Origin of the sequence: Microbacterium sp. NPDC076911 (genome assembly GCF_040687125.1) — a bacterium.
Lineage (GTDB): Bacteria > Actinomycetota > Actinomycetes > Actinomycetales > Microbacteriaceae > Microbacterium.
This window is the reverse complement of sequence record NZ_JBFBMP010000007.1, coordinates 13,810-36,676: the sequence shown is the minus strand read 5'-3', so window position 1 is coordinate 36,676 and position 22,867 is coordinate 13,810. Positions and strand designations below refer to the sequence as shown.

Genomic DNA, 22,867 nt, shown 5'->3' with positions numbered 1-22,867 from the left:
GGGCGCGCCTGCGCTTAGCTCGCCTGCGCTTAGCTCGCCTGCGCCGTCGCGATTAGTTCAAGAGTCTGCGAACGGCCGGGGCTTGAATCGAGCGCTTCGCTTTCGTAGGCGCCCGCGATCGGAGAGATCATCACCTCGTCGACTCCCCATTTGCCCGCGAACTCCGCCAGTGATGACGCGACACTCTCGCCGGTGCCGATGAACCATCCGGCACGCGCGGCCTGACCCATCGTGTCGCCCATCGAGTCGAAGTCGCGTGCGCCGGCGAGCGACTGCTCCACCGTTTCTTGCGCGATGAGCGGGCGGTTGGTGCGCAGTCGAATCATGGTGCGCAGATTGGGAAGCGTGCGCGCTTCGGCTTCTTCGTGTGTGGGGGCGGCCACGGCGTTGACAGTCAAGAAGGTGCGCGGCTCAGGGTTTTCTTCGTTCGGCTGATACTTCGTTCGGTACAGGTCGAGGGCGCGCTCAAGCCCCTGGCCTGAGAAGTGGTTGGCGAAGACATAGGGAAGCCCGTGCGCTGCCGCCAGCTGGGCCGAATAGTCGCTGGAGCCAAGCAGCCATACCTGCGGCATCGTGGTGGCATGCGGGGTTGCGGTGACTTCGTAGGTGCCGCCTGACGCGTAGCGAACGCTGGCACCATCGGGCGATACGAGTGAGCGAATGTCGGTGATGTGATCGGGAAAGCGATCGACATCGCTCGTGGTGCCGCTTTGACGCAGCAATTGCGTGATCACGGGGTCGCTGCCGGGTGCGCGGCCGAGACCGAGATCGATGCGGCCCGGTGCGAGCGCTTCGAGTGCCGCGAATTGTTCGGCGACGACCAGCGGAGAGTGATTGGGCAACATCACTCCGCCCGAACCCACGCGAATACGCACCGTGCGCGCTGCGGTAGCTGCGACGAGAACCGGTGGAGTCGTCGAGGCTACCGCGGGCATGTTGTGGTGCTCGGCAAACCAGTACCGGCGAAAACCGAGATGATCCGCTCGCGAGGCGAGAGCGAGAGACGCCGCGACGGCCTGAGCGCTGGTTTGGCCGGTGCGAACGGGCACGAGGTCAAGCACGGACAGGGCGGGGGCTGGTGCGGTATTCATCGTCAGTCACAACCCGTCGAAGTATCCGATGTATTCCACACTGGGCAAATTCACAACTGTATCCGGCGCAATCTGGCGCGATTCGCTCCTAAGATCATTGACCTGTGTGCCCTATTCGCTGGGCGCTATGGGGGATCGCGCCTGAGGAGTATGTATGAGTGATCAGCCCGCAACACGTGCGAGGCGTTCCGACGCTATCGCCAACCGTGCGCGCCTCCTTGACGCAGCGGGGGCGGTGATCGCTGAAAATGGCGTCGACGCTCCGATGCACGACATCGCCGATCGTGCCGGGGTGGGTATTGGCACCCTGTATCGCCATTTCGCTGATCGGCATGTACTGCTGCTCGGGCTCGACGCGATTCTGGCGTCGAGTTTCCGCACCGTTCTTGAGGATTCGAAGCGCGCGAGCACGGGGTGGGAATCGTTCACCCAGTATGTGGATGGAACGTGGCAGATGTATCTCGATCTCCCGTGGGCCGTCGCCGTTCGCGAGTATGCGAACGGATTTCGTGAGAGGGATTTAGCGTGGGAGGAATCGGTTCGCGCGATCATTCAGCGCGCGAAGGGCGAAGGCTCAATGCGCGGCGACATCGAGTGGACGGACGCGCTGTTCGTGCCAGCGATGCTCACAGGGCTCGCGGCGCTAACCGAACCCATCCGAGGCACCGTGTTTCCGCGACAGCGCGATATCTTGCTCGACGGCTTCCGCGCGGAGGGCATTGTGCGGCGCGCGCCGGGCGGCGTTCCCATCACTGATCGCGCCCTCCGCGACTATGTCAGCGCGCCCGAGTCGGTGGCTCATGTCGCCGAGTGAGCGTCACTTCGAGCGTTTCACTACGTCGTAGGCATCGAGCGCCGCACCGCGTGACGCGCGAAGGTCAACGATCGGCGCGCGCGCCAGCACGTCGTGCGTCCACCGACTTATGTACTCACCGTGCGGGTCGAACTTCTTCGCCTGCAGTTCGGGATTGAAGATGCGAAAGTAGGGTGCCGCATCAGCGCCGGAGCCCGCGACCCACTGCCAGTTGAATGGATTGCTCGCGGCATCCGCGTCGACAAGGGTGTCCCAAAACCACTGTTCGCCCTGTCGCCAGTCGATGAGCAGATTCTTGGTGAGCATTGAGGCGACGACCATGCGCACGCGGTTGTGCATCGTGCCGGTGTGCCAGAGCTCGCGCATTCCGGCGTCGACGAGCGCGATGCCGGTGTGCCCGTGCTGCCAGGCATGGAGCGCTCGTTCGTCGAGCGGCGGCCAGGGGAACGCGTCAAACTCCCGACGCCAGTTCTGGCTTGCGAGATCGGGGGAATGGAACAACGTGTGCCAGGCGAACTCGCGCCAGCCGAGTTCAGACAAAAACCGATGAGCAGACGCTGCGGGTTCTGCGATGGCCAGAGTCTCGTGCCACGCCGTGTACGGACTCAGTTCGCCCCAACGCAGGCGTGGCGAGAGCAGCGAGGTGACCCCAGCTGCCGGTTCATCGCGCGCACGGTCGTAGTTGGCCAAGTCGTGCGTCAAAAACTGGCTCAGCCGTTCACGGGCTGCTGGCTCGCCTGGTTGCCACGTGTCACGCAGCCCACCGGCCCAGTCGGGGGTGTGGGGGAGAAGATGCCAGTCGTCAAGGTCATCTGATGCCGCGCGGTGCTTCGCTCCTTCGATCTTGGAGGGCTCAGCAAGCGGCTCACGAGGCGTGGGCAACGACTGGCAAGCACGCCAGAACGGTGTGAACACCGAGTACGGCGTGCCCGCGCCGGTCTTCACCGTCCACGGCTCGAACAGCAGCGAACCAGCAAACGACGCCACCTCGACGCCCTGCTCGCGAAGCTCCTGTTTCAGCGCGCTGTCGATTTCACGCTCAGGGCCCCCGTAGCGGCGATTCCAGAAGATCGCAGAGGCATCAGCATCCTGAACGAATTCCTGCACCACTTGTGCTGCAGGGCCCCGTCGCAGTACCAGTTCGGCGCCGCGCTCGCGCAAGCGCTCACCGAGGGAAGCGAGCGAGTGGTGTAGCCACCACCTTGCGGCGCCGCCGAGCGGGCGTACGCCGGGTGATTCCTCATCGAGCACGAAGAGGCAGAGAACCGGTTCACCACGTTCGAGCGCAGCGAGAAGGGCCGGGTTGTCGGCCAGGCGCAGGTCGTCGCGAAACCAAACGATCGAGGTGGATGCCGCAGTGCTCAGTTGCCCGCTCATGCAGTAATTCTGCCTTGGTGCGAGTGGCCCGGGGCCGCGCTTGCGTGGTTGAGTTTCAGATTTTGTGGCCGCGCGGTATCGCGAGCAGCAAGGCGCCCGCGTCGATACTGACCGATACTCGTGAGGCCTCGCCGAACTCGTCTCCGTCAAGCTGCACCGGGTGCGCACGGTCGGCGCCGACGTCGATGCCAGAGCCTCGGGAGTAGCGCACCGCACTGTTCTTCGTGCGCAGCGCGAGCACTTGGCGGCCAGCACGGAAACGCTGCAGCACGCTGTTGTCCCATGCCACGCGCCGCCACACCAACAACCACCCGAGCGGGCCCTTTGGCTGAAAAACGACAACGTCGAGTGCACCGTCGGTGACAGACGCTTCGGGGATCAGATCGAGTCCAGCAGGCAGCTGGCCGCAGTTGGCGAACAGCACGCTGTACACCTTCGAAGAGTGAAGTCGCGCCCCGGGTAGTTGGTACGACACGCGGAACGGTCGTGCGTTGGGGAGCGAGCGGGCGGCGCCATCGACGTAGGCCACCCAGCCGACGCTCTTCTTGAGTTGCGAATTGGTGTTGGCGATCATCGCTGCGTCGAGCCCCATGCCGCCCATCACGACGAAGGCGTGTGTGTCTTTCTGGCCGTCAGCGCGTATCAGCTCTGCCCAGCCGACGTCGATCGCTGTGACGTCGCCAGTGAATGCGGCGCGCACCATCAACATGGGCGCGGTCAGCGGGAGCTTGATGTTGCGGGCGAGCAGGTTGCCGGTGCCGCTGGGAATTATCGACAAGGGCACGCCGCTGCCAGTCATGGCTTCTGAGACGGCACGCACCGTGCCGTCGCCGCCCGCGACGAGCACGACGTCCACTTTCTGTTCTAGCGCTTCGCGAGTCACCCCGTCGCCGAGGTCATCGATCTGGGTCTCAAAGAAGAGGGTTTCCTGCCAGCCGGCTTGGGAGGCTTCGGCGGTGACGGTGCTCCGCAACTTCTTCGCATCCACTTTGATCGGATTGTAGATAAGCGCTGCCCGCTTTGATTCGCCGGAAGCCTGAGTCATGGGGCAACAATATCGGGCTGGATGCTGCTTCTGCGCCGCTGACTAGACTTGAGTCGTGATTGATCCCGTACTTCTCCGCGAAAATCCTGAGCTCGTCAAGCGCTCGCAAGCCGCGCGCGGGGAGTCTGTTGACTCTGTCGACGCGGCGCTCGCCGCCGACCGAGACCGTCGCGCAGCTATCACTGGTTTTGAAGAGCTGCGCGCTGAGCAGAACCTGGCGGGCAAGAAGGTAGCGCAAGCGCCCAAAGAAGAGAAGGCCGCGCTGGTCGCGCAGGCGAAAGATCTCAGTGAGCGAGTGAAGGCTGCGCAGCATGCCGTTACTGCCGCAGAAGAGGCCTCGCAGGCTGCGCTGGCGAAGATCGAGAACATCGTGATCGACGGGGTTCCCCCTGGTGGCGAAGACGACTTCGTCACACTGCGAACGCATGGCGACCAGCCCACGTTCGATTTCGAACCGCGCGATCACCTTGAGCTCGGCGAGATGCTCGACGCGATTGACATGGAGCGCGGCACTAAGGTCTCGGGAAGCCGGTTCTACTTCTTGAAGGGCATTGGCGCGCGCCTCGAGATCGCGCTGATGAATCTCGCACTTGATCGTGCGCTGCAAGAGAACTTCGTGCCGCTCGTGCCGCCGACACTGGTGCGTCCCGAAGTAATGCGCGGCACCGGCTTTCTTGGCCAGCACGCCGCGGAGGTCTACCACCTGCAAGATGATGACCTCTATCTCGTCGGCACCAGTGAAGTGCCAATGGCGGGCTATCACATGGACGAGATCCTTGATCTGGGCAAGGGCGCCAAGCGTTACGCCGGCTGGTCGACCTGCTATCGCCGTGAGGCGGGGTCGTACGGCAAAGACACGCGCGGCATTATTCGTGTGCACCAGTTCAACAAGCTCGAGATGTTCGTCTACACGGCTCCCGAAGACGCAGAGGCCGAGCACTTGCGCTTGGTCGCCATGCAAGAGCGGATGCTGCAAGACCTGGGGCTTTCATACCGCGTCATTGACGTCGCCGCGGGCGACTTGGGCTCGAGCGCCGCACGCAAGTACGACATCGAAGCCTGGGTGCCTACGCAGGGCGCGTATCGCGAGCTGACGTCGACGTCAAACTGCACGACGTTCCAGGCTCGGCGACTTGATATTCGCCACCGGCTGTCGGCTGAGCAAGGCGGGAAGACGCAGCCCGTTGCGACGCTCAATGGAACTCTTGCAACAACGCGCTGGATTGTCGCGCTGCTCGAAACCCACCAGCGTGCTGATGGCTCGGTTGTGGTGCCCGAGGTACTGCGGCCATTCCTTGGCGGACTTGAAATCATGGAGCCTGTCGAGTGAGCGATGCTCCGCTGCTCATCGCCTTGGACCTAGACGGCACTGTTCTCCTCGAAGACGAGACACTTAGTTCTGGAGTGTTCGACGCTGTTGCCGAAGCTCGCCAGGCGGGTCACGAAGTCATGGTCGCCACGGGCCGCAGCTGGGAGGGCACCGTCGATGTGCTCGCGTTGTTGCAGATTGCTCCAGAGTTCGTGGTGTGCTCCAACGGTGCCGTGGTGCTCAAGCGAGTGACCTCCGAACCACTTGAATACGAACGTTTCAAGGTCGAGACTTTTGATGCCACCGACGTGTTGCAACTGCTGCGGGCTCAGTTGCCCGATGCGCACTACCTCGTCGAGCTGGCTGATGGGGCCCGCCGCTACACTGATTTCCTCCCGGATTGGAAGCTCGAACGCACCGAGAAAGTGGTCTTCGAGCAGCTTGCGACTGATCATGTCTGCCGCGTCGTAGTCGTTGCGCCCGATCAGCATGAGAAGGACTTTTCAGCGATCGTTGAGAGCATCGGGTTGCACCACGTTTCTTACGCCGTGGGATTCACCGCGTGGCTAGACATCGCGCCGAAAGACATCGACAAGGGCACTGGTCTCGAGCTCGTGCGCACGGAGCTGGGCATCGCCCCTGATCACGTAATGGTCATCGGTGACGGCCGCAACGATCTCGGTATGTTCCGTTGGGCGCTTGAGAACGGCGGTCGCGCGGTGGCGATGGAGCAGGCACCTCAAGAGGTGTTGGATGCGGCTGGCGAGACGACGCTTTCAGTTGAAGAGGGCGGCGTTGCAGCAATTCTGCGGACGCTCTGAACTCGCGCTGGCGTAGCTTTTGCGTGATTTTTCACGCAGTACGGGCACACGGCGGAATCTCGACGTGCCTTCAGGGCGTGCACAGGCACCGCTGAAAGAATAAGTCGGCGCGTCTGTCGGCTAGACTCGACGATTGTTCGATGAAATGTCACTTGTGGCATGTCGTCGGGAGGGTTGTCCGAGCGGCCGATGGACCTGGTCTTGAAAACCAGTGGGCAGAAATGTCCCGTGGGTTCGAATCCCACACCCTCCGCAAATATTCAGGTGTGTCGGGGGAGAATCAGAGAACGAAGCATTCCCCGAGAGGACATCGAGTGGCAGAGACGACTCAGCGCACACCGCGTGGCCGTCGCACCGTTGCCCGACACGGGAAGCTTCACTCCCCGCACCCGGCATCTCTCGTGCTGAAAGTGCTGGGGATCATTACTGCCGTCGCACTTGTGTCTGGCGCTGGAGTCGCAGCGTATGCGGTGACAGACATCGCAGTGGAGGTCGCTCAGAACTCGGTCGAGCTTGAGGGTCAAGAGGCGGTACCACCGGACCTCGGAGCGATTGAAGGCGGCGTTAACCTCTTTCTGGCTGGCACTGACGCCTGCGAGCCAGAGTATGCAGACTACTTCGGTGACCGCTGCACCGGTGCGGACGCTGGCGGGGAACTAAACGACGTCAACCTGCTCGTTCACATATCTGATGAACCTCGTCGTGTGACCGTTGTCTCTTTTCCTCGCGACCTGATGCTGTCGATTCCTGAGTGCACCGACGAAGACGGCGTGACGACTGCCGCGTCGTGGAAAGCGCCGATCAACGCGGCCTATGGCTACGGCGGACTCTCGTGTGTAGCGAAGACCGTCTCGCAGCTCAGCGGCCAGAACATCCCATTCGCCGCGAAAATCACCTGGGGCGGTGTCATCGAAATCACCGACGCGATCGGTGGCGTCGAGGTATGTCTCGCCTCGGGCATTAGCGACCCGTACACCGGAATCAACTGGCCTGCCGGCAACCGCACTATTAGCGGCATCGACGCACTTCAGTTCTTGCGCACGCGTCACGGAGTCGGCGATGGCAGTGATCTTGGCCGCATATCGAACCAGCAGCAGTACATGTCACGCCTCGCGAACAAACTCATGAGCGAGGATGTGCTGTCGAATCCCGCGTTGTTGTACAAGCTGGCCACCACAACGGTGGAGAACATTACCCCCAGCAGCTCACTCACCAACCCGGTCACTCTCGTGCAGATCGCGCTTGCAGTGAAGGACGTGCCGTTCGACGAGATTTCTTTTGTGCAGTATCCGGTGTTGGAAGACCCCGATGACCCGAACCGCGTAGTGCCTGATGAAGCCTCGGCCGCGGTGCTTTGGGCCGCTCTCGATGCCAACGAGCCCATCGTGATCACGGGTGACGTCGCAACCAACGGCGGGGTTGTGCTGGAAGATGACGGATCTGAGGATGTCGTCGACGAGGCTTCCGAGCCTGATGATTCCACCGCTGAAACGCCGACTGCGACGCCTGCACCGACCGAAACTGCGGTGGAGTTGCCGTCGTCAATCACCGGTTCCACCGCTGCCGACGCGACCTGCTCAAACGGAAATGTGAACTGGTAGCAAGATATGACCGACCAGTTCACAGGTGCTGGGCGCGAGACAATTGCTCGCCACGCAGACGTTAAGCAGCGGCATCCACTCTTGCAATTTATTGCCATGTTTGCGGTCGCGATCGCAGTGATCGGGGTGAGCGCGACCGGCGTCGCGGCCTACGCAGTGTGGGACACCGCCAATGCGATCGGCTCGGCAGCCGTCGTACTCGACGAAGACGAGACGATCCCGCCTTCTTTGGGAGCCATTGAAGGCGGCGTGAATCTGTTGCTTGTCGGCACTGACTCGTGCGAGGGGCAAGACCTAGAGCTATTCCCGCGATGCGCTGAGGATGATGGCGGTGAGCGCAACGACGTCACGATGCTGGTCAACATCAGTGATGAACCGCGCCGGGTGACTGTCGTGTCGATCCCACGCGATATGGTCGTGCCGATTCCGTCGTGTGCTGACGGGGAAGGCGGCACATATTCCGCGATGAGTGCGCAGATGATCAACGTGTCGTACATGTATGGCGGGTTGCCGTGCACGGTATCGACGGTTGAAGAGCTGACCGGCGTCGATATTCAGTTTGCCGCGGCGATTCGTTGGACCGGTGTGATCAACATGTCAGACGCCATTGGCGGCGTGGATGTGTGTGTTTCGGGAGACATCAGCGACAGCCACACCGGCCTCACTCTCGCGGAGGGCAATCACACGCTGATTGGTGCGGAAGCGTTGCAGTTCTTGCGCATTCGCCACGGAATCGGTGATGGGTCCGATCTCGGACGCATCTCGAACCAGCAGCAGTTCATGTCATCGATGGTGCGCAAACTGCAGTCAGAGTCGGTGCTCGCGAGCCCCGGAACGCTGTTGAACTTGGCCAACACCGCAATCAGTCAGGTGACGGAGGGTCAGCTGGTACTGAGCCAGTCGCTGACGAATCCGACGCTTATGGTGCAGATCGCGATGGCGGTGAAAGACATCGAGTACGAAGACATCGTGTTCGTGCAGTACCCGACTTATTACGGCACCGGCGACGACGCAAGCCACGTGTATCCCGTGACCGAAGCCGCCGATGTGCTCTTCACCGCGCTCGCCGAGAACCAGGCACTCAACCTGACCGGCGAGGCGAGTTCTGGTTTTGGGGTTGAGGTTACGGGTGAAGCTGAGAAGGCTGCGGCCACGCCGACCGCGACCCCCGAGGCAACTGAAAGCACGACCGCGACCCCAGCACCCGCTGAGACCTCGGCCGCCGAAGAACGTGTTGATCTTCCGTCAGAGATCACGGGCACGACTGCAGCCGAGGTGACCTGCACGCAGCCTGAGGGTTGATCAGTTCGTCGGCACGCTGATCAGCAGTTATGATTGGTACGCGCATTGTGCTTTTCGAAGCTCATTGCCTGGAGACGTCGCATAGTTCGGCCTAGTGCACCACCCTGCTAAGGTGGAGTCCTCGCAAGGGGACCGAGGGTTCAAATCCCTCCGTCTCCGCCAGCTAATATGGCCCGCATTCCCCTGTAAACACTGGGATCGCGGGCCATAGCTTTTTCATAGAGTCCGGTTTTGCGTAAGGAATGCGTAAAGTTCCACAAATTTCGCGGATGGGGCGCCTGTCGCCCTGTTTGTCGCGAGTGGCAGTAGCAACGGACCCGATACGGTCTCGCCCGATTCGCGCCGCTCTACGGAGCTCTCCGCGCTCGGGCCTTCGACGCCGCAGCTACGTAACAGTACCGGAGTCTCTCGAGAACAAGCGGTGAACTTCCGCCGCGTTCGCAGCCCCGTCCAGTGCAGCGGAAACCGCATCAAGGTCCTCGTCAAAAAGATCGGAATAGACGTCGAGCGTCATCGCGGCGGAAGTGTGGCCGAGCATTCGTTGAATCGCCTTGACGTTCGCGCCTGATTGCACGGACAGCGATGCCGCGGTATGGCGCAGATCATGGATAGTCATGAGCGGCAGCTCCGCCGTTGCCAATGCGGTCTTGAACCACGACCGAGAGCCTTTAAATCGGCCAGACAGCGGGCGCGGATTTCTGACGTGAGTTCGCGCGGGGGACCGTTCCGATCGCGGGCATGGCGTGTCTGTGTCAACAGGATGTAGGCGTACGTGGACGCACCGGCAAGCGAGTGCCGCCGTGTCCAGGACGTCAGTCTTGGACACGGCGGCACTCCTGACAGCGATAGATCTACGCAGTCGTGGCAGTTGCACCTTCCACGCTCGCGGTGGGAGCGTCTGCCTGCGGGTCGATTCGGTAGCTCCACATTGCTGCGACGTATAGCGCAGCGCCGAGCAACGCGCCGATGACCCAGGCGAAGCCGCTAAGCGCGCCAAGTGCTGGAACCCACACTGCGGCGATTGAGAAGATGGCCGCGACGGTGATTGCGATCATTGCGCGGAGGTTCCAACCCTTGGTGTAGAAGTAGCGACCGTGAGGGTTCATGGAGTAAAGGTCAGCGACCGAAACTGATCGACGCCGGATGATGTAGTAGTCCGCGACAAGCACGCCGTACAGAGGGGCGAGGATGGCACCCAAGGTATCGACGAAGATCGGGAAGCCCATCTGATCGATGACTGACACCCAGAGCGCACCGATGATGAAGCCGAGGACCGCGGTCATGTAGCCGCCCGCTTTGAAGCTGATCCGTTGCGGTGAGAGGTTCGACAGATCGTACGCTGGCGGAATGAAGTTGGCGACAAGGTTGATACCGATTGTCGCGACCAGAAAGGTGACTGCGGCGAGCACGGTGAGGAGGACATTGCCGACTTGGCCAACGATTTCAGCAGGGTTTGTCACCGGCTCCCCTTGGCCGTCCTGAAGTACGATGTAGGCCCCTGCGGTGATGAACAAGCTCAAAAATGTAAAGAAAGTGAGGCTTACGGGTAGACCCAAGAAGTTTCCGCGTCGCATCTTCTTTTCGCTTTTGGAGAAACGCGCAAAGTCGCCGAAGTTGATGATGACGGCTGAGAAGTAGGCGATCATCGTGCCGATCACACCGAAGAATGCGGCTACGGCAGCCCAGCCTTCCACTGAGCTGTTGTTGAAGATCGATCCCACGGCTGGGATGAGACGGTCACCCGCTTGCACCCAAATAGCGATCAACAAGATCACCATTACGAGGTATACGGCGGGGCCTGCGAAGTTCAAGAAGCGTTCGATCCAGACGATGCCACGCACGAACAGCAGCACTTGCAGTCCCGCCACGATGATGTATGAGATCCAGTCGACGAGATCCATGCCGAGGAAAGTGCCTGTTTCGGGACTTCCGAAGATCGCGTTGATTGCTAGCGCCACAGCCGTCGATGCGAAGTACGTCTGAGCGCCGTACCAGAAGATCGCAACGATGCCACGAATTAGAGCGGGGAACTGAGCGCCGGTGACCCCCATGCTTGAGCGCGCCATCACGGCATAGGGGATGCCAAATTTGACGCTCGGTTTTCCGGTCAGGTTAACGAGGAAGTTGACAAACACACCCGCAAGGATGATCGCAGCGAACACCCACCAGCCGTTGATGCCAGCGCTCACGAACAAACTCGCTGCGAGAATGTATCCGCCCAAGCTCTGCACATCATTCGTCCACACGTTGAAGAACTCAAATGAGCCCCACCGGCGCTTGTCTTTGGGCAGAGGGGCGAGGTCCTCGTTGTACAAGCTCGGGTGTGGCTCGTTCCCGACATTTGTATCAAATTCTTCAGCGGGCAGAGAAACAGTCATAACGCGCTCCATATCAAGGAAAGAGGTGCTGAATGGTGCTATAGGTTCAGGCGAACGTTTCGCTCGTTCCTGAAGCTATTGCTTAAAAAGCACCGCGCGATTTCGCGGTTGTAACCAAAGTGTTAAGTGATTACTTAATCGGCTCCGGTCGCCACAGAGGTATCCACAGCCACCGTTAACCAGATCGCGGTGGCGAGTTGATCGGTTGCGTTAACGACACGGTGAGGACGGGTCGCAACGAAGGACAAGGATTCATTGCATGACAATGTCACAGCGCCTTCGGTGAACTCAAAGGTAAGTTCACCGAAAGTCACATGACCACTTTCGTATCCCGGATGTACCAGCATTGCGCCGTCAATGCTTGACGACGCCCCCGGCGGGTAGGTCGATTCGAACCACTCCACTCCCGGGAGTGCCGCAGGCGAAAGTCTGCGATATGTAACGCCTTGGCCAAGGTGCGCAGCAGGTACATCGTTGGCGTGCGCAACGAGCACGCCGTCAATCGGCTCAGTGATCAACCCCCGACCCTCAACGGAGGGTTTGAAAATGCTCGCGTCATCGAAGATCGTTGAGATGGGAGCGCCGAGCACGGCCACCAATTCGACCAATCGATTAACTGAGGGCTGCATCACGCCAGTCTCGATCTGTGAAAGCGCACTCGCGGATATGCCGAGCTCTGCTGCAACGGAAACTAGAGAGCGTCCCGACTGAGCACGCATTTTGCGTAGACGTGCGCCAATTTGCGTCGGCAAGCCGTCTTCGTCCACGTCTTCTCCTGTCGTACGCGTGCAGCAATCGTATCCTGAGTTATCGACCTCCTCATGGTGTTCGACCTCCCTGACCTGAACCGAGGGGTGAATCCCTGGGTGAATTTGAGGGGAGTTGCACGAGCTCTTCCGATTTGGCGCGTGTGTGCTGGTTCTCTCTTGATGTGCGCAGCTTGTGTACGAGTGGAATCCGCCATCGCTGGCCGAATGCATGCTTTTGCTCCAGGGTCTGCATAGCGGCCATCGTCCCCTCGCGACCGCGCACGAAGGGGTCTGTACCTTGGGGCACAGACCCCTTCCCCGACGCGTTGTCTTCGCTTGACACATACGAGCTGGTGGCAATCGTCGGTCTCAAATCCCATTTCACGTGGGCTACCGCGCATCACTACGGCGGTGTAGAGCAAACCCGCGCAAGTCGCTTCTGTCATTCTTTCTGGAGTAAGCACGGTTGCCGGATTCGCGGCGCTTGCAACAGCTCCGTTGGCAGCCACAGTTTTGGTGCGCCACTACCGGTCGTCCTCGGGGTAATCTCACTCGCGACCGGTGCAGTTTCGACTGCGATTACCTGTACTGCCCAAATTGTCTCGTAGAACTGCGGTGTCGGCGCCGCCGCCCTGATCCCTAGGGTCGGGTCCTTGGGTGAGGGTGCGTGTGCATGGAACCGGACGGTGCACCTCTTGCCGACGGCGAAGGGTTTTGAGCGAAGGCGATCGACAGGGCGACTTTGCGGGTGAAATTGGGTCTTGTCGGGACGGTGTGAACCCTATGGCCGACGTGCATGCAGTTGGCTAGACCGGCCGCGTATTTGAAGTCGCATCGAGCGCAGCAACGAACTTTCACTATTTTTGACAGGGCAGGGGCATCGATCGACATGCGCTTCATGGCAGCAGTCTCATTCATCATGGGTATTGTCGGCGTCGCAACGGCAATCGTTACGTGGGCGTTGGCATTGACGCCGGATGCCGCGACGTCGCTCATCGTCGCGACCGCCTCCCTCAGCGGAGTATCGCTGTGGTGCCTCGTGGCTGGACTCGGCTTTAGCTTTGCGCGCTCTCGAATACGCAAACACCAGCGCATTGCGCTAAGCGCCAGCGCGCCCGTCACCGCCAACTCGTCTGAGACTCCCTAATCGGCTGATGCAGTCCGTGCGCGCGTGTGCTGCCTGAGTCATCCGTCGATCGCGCAGGCATGCGAGTACCAACGATGCAATCCGCCAGCGAATGGCTCATCGCGGGTGCGAAAGTAGCAAAGCCTCGCGGCTGGCCTCCGGTGTCACACGGGGCCGTCGACCAATCTTCGCGCGGGCTCGCTGACATCCCGGACCCTGCTTAGCATCCTCGAACGCCCCAGCGATCCACCGGCGCGGCTTCCGCCCTTCGTCGGCGTCACCTACGCGGCGAATATGCCGCTCTGCGTGAAACTCGTCACCTCGACTCCTGCGTCGGCCAGCAACTGACGTGCGGCGGGCGAGGTCACGAGCTCGAGATCGCGGGCACGGATGATCGAGTAGCTGCTCAGCTCGAGGATCTCGGCGTCTACGAATCCGGGATGCGTAATCAAGAGGCTGAGCTCGTTCTCCAAGATCATCGGCAGCAGCCGGGCGATCGTACCGATCGCGTCCGCCGACGCTTGATCCGTGAGCGGAAAGGGCTTTGCGTACCAATCGTTGGGGAGGAGAGGGAGCCCGCCAGTGCGGTAGAGATCATCGACGAGCGGGAGGCTGAGCTGCGCAGCCGCTTGACGCACGACCTCGTCGCTGATCGGCGACACCAACGAGTGGTGATGGATATATGCCGGAGGTCGACCCATCAGCTCCTGGAATCGGTCGATCTGCGCTTGTGCTTCCGCGGCGGTTTCATCGACGTCGAAGGGGTCGACTGATTTGGCCTGGGTTTAGTTCCGACCTTTAGACAAGGATGGAATGACGATGGCTAGTAAATATGATTCTGAGTTTCGGCAGCGTGCTCTTCGGATGCTGGCGGAGGCGAGGCCCGAGCATGCGAGTGTGCATGCGGCCTGTCAACACGTGGGTGGGCTGCTCGGGGTTTCGCCCGACACGTTGCGTGTGTGGCAACGCCGGTATGAGGTCGATGCCGGGGTGAGGCCCGGTGTCACCACAGATGTTGCGGTGGAGAACCGTAACCTTAAGCGTGAGAATGCTGAGCTGCGGCGGGCGAATGAGATATTGAAGGCCGCGAGCGTGTTTTTTGCCAAGGAACTCGACCGTCCCACGACGAGATGATCCGTTTCATCGATCAGATGAAGAATCGTTTCGGGGTCGAGGCCATCTGTCGGGTGCTGCGCCCGACAGTTCGTGGGTTCATCACTTCCCGCGGCTACCGGGCGGCGAAAACACGGGTCCCCGCAGCCCGACGACTGCGTGATGACCTTCTCGTGCCCGAAGTTGCGCGGTTGCATGCAGAAAACTATGGCGTCTACGGAAGACGAAAGATGCACGCGCTGTTGCGACGACAGGGGTGGGCGATCGGTCGCGATCAGACCGAACGACTCATGCGTGCCGCCGGGGTGCGCGGGGTGAGACGCTCCACACGGGTATTCACGACGCGAACCGACTCTGCGTTAGAGAAACCGAAGGATCTCGTGCGCCGACAGTTCACCGCACCCGGCCCGCGGCGACTCTGGGTGTCAGACGTGACCTACGTTGCGACATGGAGCGGGTTCGCCTATGTTGCGTTCGTCACCGATGTCTACTCGAGACGAATCGTGGGTTGGAATGTTGCATCAACACTGCGCTCAGAGATCCTGCCGCTGCAAGCATTGAACATGGCCGCGTGGGCCGCAGAAGGGAAACTCGACGAGCTGATCCATCACACCGGCCACGGATCAAACTATCTCGCCGTTGTATACACGGATCGGATCGTCGAACTCGGCGCGAAACCATCGACAGGGACGGTGGGTGATTCGTTTGATAACGCGATGGCTGAAGCGGTGAACGGGCTTTACAAGACCGAATTGATTCGCCAACAAGGCCCGTGGCGCACCGTCGAACAGGTCGAGCTCGCAACCCTCGAATACGTCTGGTGGTGGAACAACCAACGCCTCCACGGCGAACTCGACATGCGCACCCCCATCGAGGTCGAACAGGCCTACTACGCTGAAGCCACACAGCTTCCGATACTCACTGAGTAACGGACAAACCGGTCGGAACTAAACCCAGGCCGAATCACAAGACTGAACTCGTCCGCGGACCCGCACGCCCGGGACCGTGGAAGAGCGTCGAGGACCTCGAGCTCGCGACCCTCCGATGGGTGCACTGGCACAACACCGAGCGTCTCCACGGCTACCTCGGTGACATCCCACCCGCCGAGTTCGAGCACGCGTTCTATGCTGTCCAAACCGACCGCGATCAGTTGGTGGGAATCAAATAGCGCGAGTCTCCATCAAACCCAGGGCGCTTCAGAAGGCAACCACAGCGTTCAACGGCGCGCAAAGCTCGAGAGTCCGAAATTCACTCTCTTCACACGGAACTTCACCCTTGAGGTTTGCACTAGTGAGTCTCGAAGCTCTCCGCGGGGACTGGTGTCGCGGGACTGATGGATGCCGAGCTGACCGTGGCTGATCTGCCGTGTACGGTCACGCTTTGCATCGCGGGAGACGCGGGTGGTGCCAGCATAGTGATGCGACGGAACCGCATGCCGGGGAGATCTCGCGCGCGACTCACGACCACTGTCGAGCTGGCGGCGTCCCAGGTGATTGCGCGCTCAACACGTTCGCTGTGCTTGGGTTCACATGTGGTCGAGGCCGTGATGCTTCGCCTCGAATCAATGGCTTTATGCAGTCCATCAGTACAAGCACAGCGGCTTCTCGTGTCCCCGGAAGCCGGCGCCAGCTGGGGGCTTTCGTCGTGTGGCCGCACCATCGCAGAGACGCCCCCGAGGCGAAGTGCTCGAAGTTCGGCAGGCAGCCCGAGCCGTCCTGCGAATCCTGAACCGTGCAGGAGTCGCGCAGAACGAACGTCTCTGTTCGATATTCGACGTCAGCACTGTTTCCGATGCTTTTTGTGATCTGCTGTCCATCCGAATTGATCAGTCCGACAGCGAGGCTACCAAGCAGTGCTACGCCATTCTCGAGAATCGTTGCGACCAGCCGAGCGGTATCGGCGTCCCCCGCCAGCTCAGCCGTAGCGGCTGTTGGCTCTGCGTGGTAATCCGGGTAGAGCCACGAAGTCGACGCCGAATTCTCGCGCCCGGAATTGGTCCCGTGCCCCTGTGAGGAGCGTAGAAGTTCGGTTCTGCTGGGGGACTTCACAGTACGTCCTTTTGATCGGTTGGGCGGGCCTTGCGCGAAGGAGTCTTAGCCTCGGTTGATTCGCTTGCCACCCAACCGCCTCAACTCAGCGCGACGAGTTGGGCTCAGTTGCGATGGGAACGGGGATAGAAATGTTGACGGTGCGGCCGTACTCAAGCACGGACGGCTCAAGTCCTTCCAAGACGCGTTCTGCCGACCACATCATCGAATCCTCATCGAGAAGGACCCGTGGAGTGGCGGGATTGGCAGACAGCGAAATTGGTGTTGTCCTCGCTTCGTCGGAGCTAGGCAGCTGGTACCACGTGCCTAGAGGCTGTGACGGCAGCGGCAACTCGCCGTCCCCGAGCCAAAGTGCGTCAGTCTGCACGAGCAGTAGGGGGTTGTCTGGACGGTCAAAACCTAAAGCCGCCGTTGTCGCCAGCATTGCCATGAGAGGCGAGAGCTGTCCATCGAGTTCGTAATACTCCCACCCGGCTTGTTCTAGAAGGTCCAACGGTGGTTCTTCACTCATGTCGGGAGCAGCATCGAGACTGACGTACTCGCCGACTAGCGCGTCAGTCCACCAGAGAAGATTCGTCGTCACGTTCTCTGGTGGTGAGGCGCCAATCCATACCTGGGCAACGCCCGCGCCGCTTGCATAGTCGAAGTAGCCGTGAACGCCCAGCTGTTGCTCGTTGGACAGAACCGATATCGATATCGCGCGGGTTCCTTCCGCAAAGTTCTTGAACCGTGCAATCGCGAGGGCTTGCGACTCACTTGTCGTCAGCGCGTGCGGCTGCGGAGCCGGGGCGCACCCGGTGACAGCAGCGCAGGCAACAATAGCTGCGAGTGAGATCGCGCTCCTCGTGTGGCGCGCGCTCTGTTGTTGGTGCACGTTCACTCTGCCGAATCTTTCTTGTGTGGGGTAAGGATGCTCGGAGAATACCTGTTCGGGGGCGACTTTGCTTCGAAATATCGAGGTGGGGTGAAGCTCGGGGTGAATAGGGCATTCATAGGTATGCGAGGTGTTGTGTGCTCGATTCACATGTGACACACAGGTACCCACACACCGCCGTCAGGTTGAACGCCTGACCTGGCTTGAGGGGACCTTGAATGAACTTCCGAAATTTTGCACGTGGACGAGCACGATGCGCGTCGACAACTGAGCCAGGCAATCGAAGCATGAGCAGCATTGGCGTTGCAGTGGGCGTTGCAGCACTCAGCTTGACTTTGCTGGCCCCACAGGTGGCTATCGCAGCCGAAGTCACGCCATCGCCGGAACCGACCGCATCGCCGACTGCCAGCGCGCCTGAGAGTGCGGACGCCGGCGAGGATTCAGACGCAGACGCAGATGCCGATGCAAATGAAGACGCAGACGTAGATGCAACTGCAGACGCGGACGTGAAGGCCGAGGGGTCGAGCGCCGAACCGCTCGTTGCCGCAGACGAAGCCGGCTTCGCAGCCAAGGCGCTTGCAGCGCCGACGGTCGACGCACTTGTCGAAGGCGACCCAGAAGAGGCGATCACTCCGGCATCGCTCAGCATCGTTGAAGACGAGCAATACGATCAGGGCGCAGTCCAGGTGAACTTTGAGCTCAAATTGGATGACAGTCTTCGCTTGGGTGACACTGTAACGTTGCAATACCCGGCGTTGTTGCGCTACGACAACAATGCCGAAGCGCTCATCCTCGACGCGGAGGGCGCTGTTGTTGCGAGAGGTCAACTGACCGATGCCGCTTCGAGAACGATCACGTTCACGTTCACGGACTACGTCGACACGCATCAAAATGTGACCGTGTCTGGCCACCTCGGTATGACGGTCGACGATCCCGCGGCGAATACGACCGCCAAGGACTTCGACTTCGTCTTGAACGGTGAGCCTTTCACCGACTCGGTGATCACAATGCCCGCTCAGCGTCCTCCACTGACGCACGTGTACATCACCGGAGTCTGGAACGATGAAGACCGTGGGCGCACCGACGTCGACGGCGCAATCACATGGACTGCGAATCTTCCGGAAGGCGCCTGGGAATCGCAGACCGTCACCGTCGTTCCTTCTGACGCGACGTCGTTGTTCGACTGTTCGACGCTGACCTTCTTCACGACGCAAGTTGCTGATGGGGCTTTGTACCACTCGTCGGTCTACGAGGAGAACAGCACGGCCGACGGCGATGACCCTTCCTACGCTGAAGTGGTTAGTTGCACCACTGACGAGCTGGTTGTTGCGTACACCGAATCGGTCGACGCCAACTTTGTGCGCCAGATGACCATCGAGGCTGCCGCGGCAGACAAAGACGCCACTTCGCAGTTTGGCATCACGATAACGAACAGCGACATCGTCAACATCGAGGGTGGAGTGTTCGCACCTACTGAGTGGTACAACTTCGTCGCTCGCGATGTGGGCACTGGTGAAGGCGGCGGTGTTGTGCGTCAGCCGGATATTTCACTCCTCAAGTACTCCACCGATGAAGGAGCGCTAGAGGGCGACTTTGAAACCGCTCCGGGCAAAACTCTCGCTACAGGTGAGGACGAATCCATCACTTTTGAGGTCATCAACACCGGAAACGAGGCTCTCTCAAATATCGTGCTCGAGGATGTTACGGAGTCCGGTAGCGAGATCGCGCTTGTCGACTGTGACTTTGACGGGATCACTCTTCAAGCGGGTGAGTCAGTCTCGTGCGAAGGAATCATCAGCGACACCAGTGAGCCCGGCCTATATTCCGATACCGCGACAGTAAGCGCGACCAGTGTGCGTGACGAAGTTGAAGTCACAGACTCGGATTCGTGGCACGGCACCGTTGAGCCGGCGGTCGAAGTCAGCACCCCGCTCGCGGTCACCGGCGGTAGCAACGACATCGTCCCCCTGTACGCCGGGATTGCTGCGCTCGCCCTTCTCGCTGGATCGGCGATGGCGTATCGCGCCCGCCGCCACCAGCTCACGCTCGGGCGATAGCGCGCTCACCCACTACACACCGGTGGGTCCGGCGGTGCTGCATATAGCGGCGCCAACCTGACCCACCGGCCTGCGCGAAAGAAGCGCAGGATGCTCCTCATCACTTTTCCGCGAATAGCAAGGCAAGGGAACAATTCATGAATACCACCGGCACAGGCGGCAACGCATTTCGAAAGCGAGGGTCGGCCAATCGGCCGCTATTCGCTCTCGGGACAGGAGCAGTTGTTTGCTCTCTCGCGCTATCGGCAGTTATCGCACCGACCGCGTTCGCTGCGACAGGCGACACCATCACCGGTATCGCCTGGCAGGACTACAGCGGCGACGGGATCAAAGAAGTCACCGACCCCGTACTAGCTGGCATTGAGGTCATGGCCGTCGACGACGACGGCAATGAAACGGCTGCAGTCACAACTGGCGCCGACGGTACGTATTCGTTGACGCTGCCGAGCGACGCAGCGAGCTGGCGTGTCGTCGCGGCCATTCCCGATGAAGCGGAGTGGGCGCTTTGGGAAGAGGGATATGTTGGTCCCGACAATGGCAGTAGCGTGCAGTTTGCTGATGCGGGCGCTACGAATGTTGACTTCTCATTTCACGTTCCCGACGCTTTTGTTGAATACAATCCATTTGTCTACGTACCCATCGCGCGCTTCGGTGCGCTAAACGGGAGCGGAGCCACAAAAACCGCCGGCGTGGTACTTCCATGGGATGCGGGAAACACACCTAAAACTTTGACGGCGACTGCAGAATTGAACGCGCAGGAGTCGACTGCGTCGACCTGGAGAGTCAAGTGGTCGGAGATCGGGTCCACCAACGGATCAGCATGGCAACGTGACCGGGATGACGATGGGGTTGGCCGACTATTCACGGCCGCCTATCTCAAATCGAACGTCGCGCTCGGCCCCGGGGGTATCGGTGCTATCTATGAAGTCACACCCACGGACGGCACGATGTCATCGCCGACGGCCGACCCCGCAGTGCTCCTCGATCTCGCCGACTACGGTATCGATGTGGGAGAGTCTGGGCGCGTAGATGAGGCCTCATGGACTGACAGCGACTACCTCTACGAAGCTACCGACCGTTTTCCGTACATCGGCACAAATGGGCTCGGCGGAATGTCGTTGTCACCGGATGGCAACACGCTCTTCGTGGTGAACCTGAAGAACCGTTCATTGGTTTCGATCGACGTGAGCGATCCGTCGGCCATCGGTGCCGTTACCGAGATTGAACTGGATTCATATTTCTCGGATTCCTCAGACCTCAGGCCGTTTGGGCTGACGGTAGATCCAGAAACCGGGTCGATGTACATGTCGGTTTCGAAGACCGGCGAGATCACCGGAGACAGCGCGGACACGGGGCTGCAGGTCTACCGGTTCGACCCTTCTGATCCTGCGGCACTTGAATTGGTACTCGACCAGAAATTCGGGACATTGGCCAGTGCTGCTCTTTGGAGCCGCTCACCCCGAGCCTGGGCAAATTCCTCGGACGATGTCGTGCCTGCTACTGGTGTTTACGGGTTCCAGTATCAGCAATACATCGCGTCAGATGTGTCTGTCCTTCATGGCAATCTAGTGATCGGCTTGCGAAGCCGAACTGGTGATCAGGCGGGCGCTGAAACACCGATTACGCTCGCGAGCGGAACGGTTTCAGTTGTTGTGGGCGCCACCGGCGCTACGTTGCTCGCTGTGCCACAGGCCGGCGGCACGTTTGAGTTCGCTGTCGAGAACTGGAACTTTTTCGATGATGGATGGACGAGCACTCGAGGCGAGAGTCAGGGTTCAATGGCCACTGTGCCCAGTCGACCCGATGGGGTTCTGGTATCCGGAATTCACGTAGGCGGGGGCTCATACGAGACGGGTATTCGACGCCTCAATACTACGACGGGCAACCACGTGAACGCGCTAGGTCCGGTGCTAAACAAGCAACCTGATGGTGTGACACAACCGTCGTTAGCGAAGGCAAACGGTCTCGGTTCAATCTCAGCGCTAGCAGGCAACGCGCCCATTGAGATCGGCAACCGGGTCTGGTTCGATGCTGATCGTGACGGTGAGCAAGATGCCAGTGAGGTGCCGATTGAGGGCGTCACGGTTCGATTGCTCAACGCCGATGGCGACGAGCTTGCTGTCACGACCACCGATGCCGACGGCGTCTACAAGTTCCGTTCCGACGAGGCGCCGGGGCTCACGGCGCACACAGAGTACGTAGTTGAATTTGACGCCAGCTCGGCGGTTCTCCCTACCAGTGTCGTCGATCTGGGAGTCACTGATGCATCTGCTTTCGGTCTAACGAACCCGGCGACCGTAGCTGAGCTGTTTGATTCGAACCCGGCAATCGAGACCGGCCGGGCAAGTGTGACGACTGGTGGCTGGGGTGAGAACGATCACTCGATCGACGCTGGGTACGTTATTCGTCCCAACGTGGGTCTTGACAAGAAAGTGCTTCTGGCTGGAGAAAGCCCCGCCGACGCACCCGCTGCAAGTGACACGTTCTACGAAGACGGCACACCTAAGCCTCGCGTCGTCGCTGTTGGCGACACGATTCGCTACGTGCTGACAGTGACAGCGGCGATCGGCGCCCCGGCTGATGACGTGACAGTCGCCGACAAATTGCCGACTGGCCTGATTATGACCGGTTACGCGTCAACCATGAACGGCGCTGTCGATACCCAGCAGTACGACGGCACGACATGGACGATCGGCGACATGGCCGCCGGTGATACCGCGCAGCTGATTGTGACCGCGCGGGTGGGCTCTCTAACCCCGCTGAATCAACAAGTCACCAACGTCGCTCAGCTGAGCGTTGACGGGGAGGACGTCCTCGACGTCGAGGAAAAGAACCCCGGTCGCGATGGCGGACGAAACGCTGAGCCAGACGATGGCTACGACGAAGTCGACATTCTGATTCAAGAAGACGGCGGGCCAGGGTCGGCAGGTACGACAAGCGGCACCCCCGGAGCCACAAACCCGATCGGTACGCCAGGAACTTCTGACTCGGTGGGTACGGCAGGAACCTCGGACCCGACGGGTACGCCGGGAACTACGGAGACTGCGGGTACGCCGGGAACTACGGAGACTGCGGGTACGCCGGGAACTACGGAGACTGCGGGTACGCCGGGAACTACGGAGACTGCGGGTACGCCGGGAACTACGGAGACTGCGGGTTACG

The 22,867-nt window shown here is 60.5% G+C and carries 16 protein-coding genes, 2 tRNA genes and 2 pseudogenes; 12 read left to right on the top strand and 8 right to left on the bottom strand.

Going from position 1 to position 22,867, the window contains the following annotated elements:
- Positions 1-29: 29 nt before the first annotated feature.
- Positions 30-1,091 carry an LLM class flavin-dependent oxidoreductase gene (locus tag AB0O81_RS12140; RefSeq protein WP_363584606.1) on the bottom strand — a complete coding sequence of 354 codons (1,062 nt, stop codon included), beginning with the start codon at positions 1,089-1,091 and terminating at the stop codon, positions 30-32.
- Positions 1,092-1,245: 154 nt separating this feature from the next.
- Between AB0O81_RS12140 and AB0O81_RS12135 the strand changes: the two genes are divergently transcribed.
- A complete protein-coding gene (locus AB0O81_RS12135; protein ID WP_363584604.1) occupies positions 1,246-1,905 on the top strand; it encodes a TetR/AcrR family transcriptional regulator in 660 nt (219 codons plus the stop codon).
- Between the two features lie 3 nt (positions 1,906-1,908).
- Here the strand turns inward: AB0O81_RS12135 and AB0O81_RS12130 are convergent, their stop codons facing one another.
- Positions 1,909-3,282: a deoxyribodipyrimidine photo-lyase gene (locus AB0O81_RS12130; protein ID WP_363584602.1), complete on the bottom strand. Its 1,374-nt coding sequence runs from the start codon at positions 3,280-3,282 to the stop codon at positions 1,909-1,911.
- Between the two features lie 55 nt (positions 3,283-3,337).
- Positions 3,338-4,327, bottom strand: coding sequence for a diacylglycerol kinase family protein (locus AB0O81_RS12125; RefSeq protein ID WP_363584600.1), 990 nt, complete (start codon positions 4,325-4,327; stop codon positions 3,338-3,340).
- A gap of 55 nt (positions 4,328-4,382) precedes the next feature.
- Here AB0O81_RS12125 and serS point away from each other — a divergent pair, with 55 nt between their 5' ends.
- The 6 genes from serS to AB0O81_RS12095 all read left to right on the top strand — a co-directional run bounded on the left by serS (position 4,383) and on the right by AB0O81_RS12095 (position 9,522).
- Positions 4,383-5,657: a serine--tRNA ligase gene (gene serS, locus AB0O81_RS12120; protein ID WP_363584598.1), complete on the top strand. Its 1,275-nt coding sequence runs from the start codon at positions 4,383-4,385 to the stop codon at positions 5,655-5,657.
- Entirely contained in the window at positions 5,654-6,457 is an 804-nt protein-coding gene (locus tag AB0O81_RS12115) for an HAD-IIB family hydrolase (protein ID WP_363584596.1), read from the top strand. Before serS ends, AB0O81_RS12115 begins: the two co-directional genes overlap by 4 nt.
- A gap of 168 nt (positions 6,458-6,625) precedes the next feature.
- A tRNA-Ser gene (locus tag AB0O81_RS12110) sits at positions 6,626-6,710 on the top strand.
- Between the two features lie 61 nt (positions 6,711-6,771).
- Positions 6,772-8,058, top strand: a complete 1,287-nt coding sequence (locus AB0O81_RS12105) for an LCP family protein (RefSeq protein ID WP_363584594.1) — start codon at positions 6,772-6,774, stop codon at positions 8,056-8,058.
- Between the two features lie 6 nt (positions 8,059-8,064).
- Complete coding sequence (locus AB0O81_RS12100) at positions 8,065-9,360, top strand: LCP family protein (protein WP_363584592.1); 1,296 nt, start codon at positions 8,065-8,067, stop codon at positions 9,358-9,360.
- A 70-nt stretch (positions 9,361-9,430) separates the two neighbouring features.
- A tRNA-Ser gene (locus tag AB0O81_RS12095) sits at positions 9,431-9,522 on the top strand.
- A 223-nt stretch (positions 9,523-9,745) separates the two neighbouring features.
- Here AB0O81_RS12095 and AB0O81_RS12090 read toward each other — a convergent pair.
- The 3 genes from AB0O81_RS12090 to AB0O81_RS12080 form a co-directional block, all read right to left on the bottom strand.
- The gene (locus AB0O81_RS12090; RefSeq protein ID WP_363584590.1) at positions 9,746-10,186 is read right to left on the bottom strand and encodes a tyrosine-type recombinase/integrase; all 441 of its coding nucleotides are present in this window, start codon (positions 10,184-10,186) and stop codon (positions 9,746-9,748) included.
- A 25-nt stretch (positions 10,187-10,211) separates the two neighbouring features.
- On the bottom strand, positions 10,212-11,738 hold the full coding sequence (locus AB0O81_RS12085) for an NCS1 family nucleobase:cation symporter-1 (RefSeq protein WP_363584588.1): 1,527 nt from the start codon (positions 11,736-11,738) through the stop codon (positions 10,212-10,214).
- Between the two features lie 134 nt (positions 11,739-11,872).
- Positions 11,873-12,718, bottom strand: a complete 846-nt coding sequence (locus tag AB0O81_RS12080) for an XRE family transcriptional regulator (RefSeq protein ID WP_363584586.1) — start codon at positions 12,716-12,718, stop codon at positions 11,873-11,875.
- Positions 12,719-13,385: 667 nt separating this feature from the next.
- Here AB0O81_RS12080 and AB0O81_RS12075 point away from each other — a divergent pair.
- Positions 13,386-13,634, top strand: a complete 249-nt coding sequence (locus AB0O81_RS12075) for a hypothetical protein (RefSeq protein ID WP_363584584.1) — start codon at positions 13,386-13,388, stop codon at positions 13,632-13,634.
- 260 nt (positions 13,635-13,894) lie between these two features.
- Here AB0O81_RS12075 and AB0O81_RS12070 read toward each other — a convergent pair.
- Positions 13,895-14,362, bottom strand: a pseudogene (locus tag AB0O81_RS12070) (ChbG/HpnK family deacetylase); the annotation flags it as partial.
- A 70-nt stretch (positions 14,363-14,432) separates the two neighbouring features.
- Here AB0O81_RS12070 and AB0O81_RS12065 point away from each other — a divergent pair.
- Both AB0O81_RS12065 and AB0O81_RS12060 read left to right on the top strand, forming a co-directional pair.
- A protein-coding gene (locus AB0O81_RS12065) for an IS3 family transposase (RefSeq protein WP_363584582.1) occupies positions 14,433-15,655 on the top strand; the annotation gives its coding sequence in 2 pieces (ribosomal slippage) (positions 14,433-14,718 and positions 14,718-15,655; 1,224 coding nt in all).
- A gap of 35 nt (positions 15,656-15,690) precedes the next feature.
- Positions 15,691-15,894, top strand: a pseudogene (locus AB0O81_RS12060) (IS3 family transposase); the annotation flags it as partial.
- A 965-nt stretch (positions 15,895-16,859) separates the two neighbouring features.
- Here the strand turns inward: AB0O81_RS12060 and AB0O81_RS12055 are convergent.
- Positions 16,860-17,654, bottom strand: coding sequence for a hypothetical protein (locus AB0O81_RS12055; RefSeq protein WP_363584580.1), 795 nt, complete (start codon positions 17,652-17,654; stop codon positions 16,860-16,862).
- Between the two features lie 281 nt (positions 17,655-17,935).
- Here AB0O81_RS12055 and AB0O81_RS12050 point away from each other — a divergent pair, with 281 nt between their 5' ends.
- Both AB0O81_RS12050 and AB0O81_RS12045 read left to right on the top strand, forming a co-directional pair.
- Complete coding sequence (locus AB0O81_RS12050) at positions 17,936-19,705, top strand: Ig-like domain-containing protein (protein WP_363584578.1); 1,770 nt, start codon at positions 17,936-17,938, stop codon at positions 19,703-19,705.
- Positions 19,706-19,842: 137 nt separating this feature from the next.
- Positions 19,843-22,867 (top strand): SdrD B-like domain-containing protein (locus tag AB0O81_RS12045; protein ID WP_363584576.1); only part of this gene is annotated, 3,025 nt, incomplete at its 3' end.